Source organism: Mycobacterium sp. (assembly GCF_049683935.1).
Taxonomy (GTDB): Bacteria; Actinomycetota; Actinomycetes; order Mycobacteriales; family Mycobacteriaceae; genus Mycobacterium.
The window spans coordinates 1-6,083 of sequence record NZ_JBAUJR010000510.1 but is presented as its reverse complement, the minus strand read 5'-3'; the positions used below and the strand labels follow the sequence as shown (position 1 = coordinate 6,083).

The 6,083-nt window shown below is 63.2% G+C and carries 5 protein-coding genes; all 5 read right to left on the bottom strand.

All coding sequences use genetic code 11. The features are described from left to right. Window positions 1-1,464 (bottom strand): virulence factor Mce family protein (locus tag WA965_RS28970; protein ID WP_526448292.1); only part of this gene is annotated, 1,464 nt, incomplete at its 3' end. Next, window positions 1,461-2,492, bottom strand: a complete 1,032-nt coding sequence (locus WA965_RS28965; protein ID WP_370332584.1) for a virulence factor Mce family protein — start codon at window positions 2,490-2,492, stop codon at window positions 1,461-1,463. The genes WA965_RS28970 and WA965_RS28965, both read right to left, overlap by 4 nt. Then, a complete protein-coding gene (locus tag WA965_RS28960) occupies window positions 2,489-3,712 on the bottom strand; it encodes an MCE family protein (protein ID WP_526297798.1) in 1,224 nt (407 codons plus the stop codon). The genes WA965_RS28965 and WA965_RS28960 overlap by 4 nt, the downstream gene beginning before the upstream one ends. 2 nt (window positions 3,713-3,714) lie before the next feature. Beyond that, a complete protein-coding gene (locus WA965_RS28955; RefSeq protein ID WP_526297796.1) occupies window positions 3,715-4,596 on the bottom strand; it encodes an MlaE family ABC transporter permease in 882 nt (293 codons plus the stop codon). 1 nt (window position 4,597) lies between these two features. Next, the gene (locus WA965_RS28950; protein ID WP_526297808.1) at window positions 4,598-5,341 is read right to left on the bottom strand and encodes an MlaE family ABC transporter permease; all 744 of its coding nucleotides are present in this window, start codon (window positions 5,339-5,341) and stop codon (window positions 4,598-4,600) included. Window positions 5,342-6,083: the final 742 nt, after the last annotated feature.

Sequence of the window (6,083 nt, the reverse complement as noted above, 5' to 3'; positions counted from 1 at the left end):
CGCCAGGGTGGCTTGGCCACCCTGCTGCGTCGGACCGGGGAACGGTCCGGGCAGCTCGTGGCGTGCGCCGGGCGGCCCGGGGGCGATCGGCACCGGGGTGCCTGGGACTGCGGGAGCGGGTTGTCCCGGAATGCCGGCGCTGGCAATGCCAGGCGTGGGCGGCAATCCGTTCGGGTTGGGCTCGGAGGTCGCCACGTTGGGTGTTCCATAGTAGTTCGGCCCGAACGGGTTGTCGCCGAAGGGACCGACCGTCAGGTCGGCGCACGGCAACGGGTTACCAGGGGTGGGCACGCCGTCCGCCGGTGGCGTGTACGAGCAAGGCGAGCCGGGTATCACGGCCGGACCGGGGAATTCTGGCGTGCCTTCAAGCGGGGTGGGCGCCGGCGGCGGGGCGCCGTTGGGTAAGCGCGTCCCGTTCGGATCCGGGAACCGGAATGCCGGCAGTCCGGCGTTGCGCCAGAACTCCTCGGGGTCGATACCGCGCTTCTGGAAGGCGGCGTCGACGAACGGCTGCAAGACCTGGTAAGGCAAGAGGTTGGCGAGTAGCACCTTGAAGTACGGGCCCGACCCGATGGACTCGGCCAGCGACGCGGTGAATTTGCTCAGCGTGGTTAGCACGTCGACCAAGCCGAGCTTGCGCTCCACCAGAATTTCGCTGACCGTCCGGACCTGCTCGAGCACCCTGTTGAGGTTTGGGTTGTCATCGATCAAGCCCTTGACCTGGTCGGAGAAGGCCGAGACCCGTTCGAGCAGCATGCTTACCGCGTAGCTGCGTTCGTTGATCGCCGAGAGCAGGGTCTGGGCGTTGACCAGCAGCTGATTCACCTGCTGGCTGCGATCTCCGAGAATGCCGGCGATCTTGTTGGCATTGCTCAGCAGCTGCTTGATCTGGTCATCGCGTTTTCCGATCGTGTCGGAGAAGCGGGCAACGCCGTCGAGTGCGGCACTTAGATGCGGGTAGGTCTGGTCGACCGTCTCAGATAACACGTTCAGCGACTGCTTGACCGTGGTGGTGTCCCATCCCGACGCCGCCTTCGTGACGTCGAAAAACGCGTCGTAGATCTGATAAGGGGTGGTGGTCTGGCCGAGAGGCAGGACACCGTTGGCGCCCAATGGCTGCAAGCCGCGGGGCTCGATCTCGAGGTTCTTTCGACCCAGGATCGTGTCGGTGCGAATGGCCGCGCGGCTGTCGATGCCGATCTGTGTGCTCCCGAGGGTGTATCCCACCAACACTTTGTCGCCCTCGATGTCGGTCGAGGTCACCTGGCCGACATCCACGCCGGCGATGCGGACCTTGTCACCTGGATTGATGCCGCCGGTGTCGGCGAACTGCGCGTAATACTTGGGCTGTGCGAACAAAATCGGCACACTGGCGAAGCTCTGCCCTACGCCGATGACGAGTACCAAGATGAGGAGGCCCTTGATCCCGCCGCGGACCCGGTTTGACCCTTCGAGAGTTCTCATTGCGCTGTGCACCTCCCCGAGGGCTGCTTGGTGATGTTCACCGTGCGGACCGGCCCGCCGGGCTGTAGACCGTTAAGCTGCAGCGAGATGTCGCAAAGGTAAAAGTTAAAGAAGTCGCCGTAGATGCCGCCGGCCCGTCCGACAATCTTCAGCGCGTCGGGCAGCTTGATCAGGAGGTCATTTAGCTGTGCCTTCCGATCGATGAGAGGTTGCAGGGTGGCCTCGAGGTAGCCGACAGAGTCCTGTAGAAGCGGTCGATTGTCCGACAGCAGGTCGGCGACCGTGCCGGCGGCGTCGCTGATGTCACCAACAGACGTCGCGATTGGGTCGGCGCGGTTCTTCAAACCAGTAATCAGTTCTTCGAAGTTCACCAGCGTCTCGTCGAACTGCTGCTGGTGGCGGACCGTGGTGTCGAGCACGGTGTTGAGGTTGCGGATCACCTCACCGATCACCTGGTCTCTGTCGGCCAGGGCCGCGGTCAGCGACGCTGTCTGATCCAGAATGTCTGTAATCGTGCCGCCCTGGCCCTGGAAAATCGTGATGATCGACTGGGCGATGTTGTTGACCTTCTCGGGATCGAGCGCCCGGAAAAGGGGGCGGAAGCCGCCGATCAGCGCGTCGAGGTCGAGCGCAGGCTCGGTGCGCTCCAAGGGGATGATGCCGCCGCCGGCCATCCGTCGGTCGCTGTCGCCTCGCTTGAGCTCCAGGTAGCGGTCGCCGATCAGGTTGAGGTATCGCACCGAGGCAGTGGTCTCGTCGAACAGCGGCAACTCCCTGTCCACTTCGAAATCGACCTTCACACGGGTACCCCCGTCCAGGAGCGCGACCTTGGAGACCTTGCCGACCTCCACGCCGGCCGCTCGGACGAATTGTCCAGAGCGCAGACCACTGGCGTTGCTGAAAATGGCCGAATATCCGGTCGTGCGGTCAAACCGCAGCTGCCCGAACACCACAATGATCACCGCAGTGAAAAGCAGCAGAACAAGCGAGAAGGCGCCCAACTTGATCGCAGTACCTGTGATTTTCATGGATTGATCGTGTACTCCCCAATCTGGCGACCCCAGATGTACTCGGTGGCGAGCGGCTGGCCCAGCTCAAAATGGTTGTATGGGGCGATCGACGCACCGGTGTCCATCACGAGGTACGGTGCCGGCCACAGGTCTCGCGTCACCGGCTGCCAGCAACCCGGACGGCCCTCCGGTCCACCCTTGGCGTTCACCCGCGGCAAATTGTCCGGATACACATATGGGTTCTCGGCGCCGACGAGGGCTGACCGGGTGTTGAGGGAGTAGCCGTTGGCGCCGCCGACTGCGTCTGTGACCTTCGGTTCAACGTCGTGGTAGTTGCGAACGGTGCAGAACAGGGCCGGGCTGTATTCGTCGAGCAGGGCCGATGTGGGTAGCAGATCTTCCACGCCGCGCACCAGATATGGGCCGCCGCGCTCCAGGACATCCCCGCCTACGTTGCCGAACCCGACCGCGGCCATAAGGGCCTGATCGAGGTTGCCGCGCTGCTCGTTGAGGGTACGCGCGGTGGTGACTGCGTTCTCCAGCCCGTCGAATAGGTCGGGAGCGGCCGCGGCATACACATCACCGAGGTCAGCTACGGCCTCGGTGTCACGGCGGATCTGCGGCATCCGTGGGTTGATGTCGGCCAAGATCGCGTTTCCGTCGATGATTGACTCCCCGAACCGGTCACCCAGCCCGTCGAGCGCCTGCGCAGACGCGGTGAGCGTCTGATTCAGCTTCACCGGGTCGACCTTTTCGGCCAACGACACCACGGTCTCGAACAGCGTGTTGAACTCTGTGGTCACGTTCCGCACGTCGATCACGTCACTGCTCGTGATGCGCTTGGACTGCGGATCGGGGGGCGTGGTGAACGATACGTACTTGTTGCCGAACACCGTGGTCGCCGAGACATCGGCAACGACGTTGGCCGGAATCAGATCGATGTACTTCGGATCCACATCGAGGGTGATCATCGCCTCGGGCTGGTCACCCACGTTCACGGCGACGACGTCCGCGACCCGGCCGATCTCGACCCCGTTGTAGGTAACCTTGGATCCGGGGTCCATCACCAGGCCGGCGCGCGCGGCTCTTAGGGTGAGCTGTTCGCGAGGGGTGAAGGCGCCGCGGAACTGGAACCACACCAGCGTGGCCACCAGCCCAAAGACGAGGAGAAGTACGAGGCCGGCTAGCTTGTACGGCGGCGTGCGCGGCTTGTTCAGTGGGAAGCGCGGGTCAGCCATGGCTACACCGTCAGGTTGAAGTTGGGGTCGGTCCCGTAAAGCGCCAATGAGGCGAACAGGACGACAAGGACGATCGCGATCAGTGAGGCCCGCATCGAACGACCGACGGCCTCGCCGACGCCCACCGGGCCACCGCTGGCGTTGTAGCCGTAATAGCAGTGGTTGAGCATGACGATTACGGAGATGATCACCGCTTGCACGAACGACCACCCGACGTCGTCGGCGCGCAGGAAAGTGCGGAAGTAGTGTTCGTAGGTTCCGGTCGACTGGCCGTAGAACAGCGTCGTGGTCACTTGCGCGGATAGGAACGACATGATGATCGCCATTGCGTAGAGCGGGATGATCACCACGAAGCCCGCCAGGACCCGCGTCGAAACCAGATACGAGATGGACTTGATGCCCATGACCTCCAGTGCGTCGATCTCTTCACTGATACGCATGGCGCCCAACTGGGCGGTGGCGCCAGCCCCGACGGTTGCGGCAAGCGCCACACCGGCCACCACCGGTGCGGCGATACGCACGTTGACCAGTGCGGCGAAGAACCCGGTGAAAGCTTCGACACCGATGTTGCCCAGCGAGGCAAAGCCCTGGATCGCGATAAGCGAGCCACCCGAGAGGGTGACGAACCCGACAATCGCCACCGTGCCGCCGATCACTGCCATCGCGCCGGTTCCCATTCCGATCTCGGCAATCAGACGCAGCATTTCCTTGCGGTAGGACCGCACGGCGTGGCCGATCGACCCGACCGCGGTGACCACAAACCAGGCGATCTGGCCGACACCGTCCAGCCCGCGCGCAGGTGCGGCGACGACCTTCCGGGCGCGGCCGTAGCTGCGCGGGAAGCGCTGACGCAGCACCGTGCCGGTGTTGGTGGATGCACCCATGTCAGCCACCGGTTCCGAATCGAACGCCGATTGTGGTCATGACGACGTTGACAGCGAAGAGCGCGATGACACAAAGCACGAGGGTCTCGTTGACCGCGGTGCCCACGCCCTTGGCGCCGCCAGAAACCGTGAGACCGCGATAGCAGCCGACCAATCCGGCGATCAAGCCGAATGTCAGCGCTTTGACAATCGATATGACCACCTCCGGCAACCCAGTGACCAGTGTCAATGTCGACAGGTATGCGCCCGCTGAGATGTTCTGGATGTAGACGCCGAACACGAAGCCCCCGACCAGGCCGATAGTGATTACCGCTCCGTTGAGCAGAAAGGCAACGAAGGTCGATGCGATCACCCGCGGAACGACGAGCCGGTGGATGGGGTCAATGCCGAGAACTTCCAGGGCGTCGATCTCCTCACGGATGGTCCTGGCGCCGATGTCAGCACAGATCGCGGTGGACCCGGCTCCCGCGACCACAAGAACGGTGACCAGCGGTCCGAGCTGGGTGACCGCACCCAGCGCAGCACCGGCGCCGGAGACATCGGCGGCGCCGAACTCAGCCAAGAGGATGTTGAGTGTGAAGATGATGAGCACCGTCAGCGGGATGGCGACCGCGACGGTAGGCAGGAATGCCACCCGCATCAGGAACCAGGCCTGAAGGATGAACTCGCGCGTCTGGAAGGGCGTACGGAACAATGCCTTGCCCGTGAGGACGCACATCTTCACGAAGCCGCCAACCGCTTCCATGCCCGGTTTTGCCTGTTCGCGGGCGTAGTCGAAGAGGCTCGATTTCTGAGATATCACCGGCGGGGCCTCATGATCTTACCGAGGACGGCATGGCCACAAATGCGGCGTAACAACGGAGCATGTCGCACGTCCTTACCTTTCCGCCACTTCAGGAGCTGTGATCTGCGGCCACCCTACCGGTTGGTAGTGAGGAGGCTCACCGGACTGTACCCGATCCTGGCCGCGCGGATCACCAAACACAAGAGTCGCTTTAAGTACGCCCTAGCGAAGACACCGTCGCAGGTTAGTCTCGTGCTGAGATTGCCGGAACCATTGGCGCATAGGAATTGTCGACAGCGTCAACGAAGCACAGGCGATCGACTCCGAGCCTGCAGCTACGTGGTCCAGATATCCGGTACAGTGAGGCACTGCGCCACGCCAGCTTCTCGATGGGGTTCGTTGATTTCCGGTCAAGTGGGACAATGCCGCGCCGAGTTGCCCGACGCTGTGAGCGCTACAGAGTCCTCGGCCGACCTGTCTTGCGGGCGAGTCGATGAGGGGCAGCCGACGATCGGGGGTGCCCACGACGAAGTCCTCGACTTCGGTGCATCGGTTGTTCTCGCCGCAGGAGAGGATGGTCAAGTCCAGGGACGTGGTGTGCGACGTCGTCGTGTGATTCTTCGTTGTGATGGTTCAGGCGGTCAGTGCCGCCGGCGTGGCCTCCTGTTCGGTGGGTGAGTTCTGGTCGGCTCTGGATTTGCTG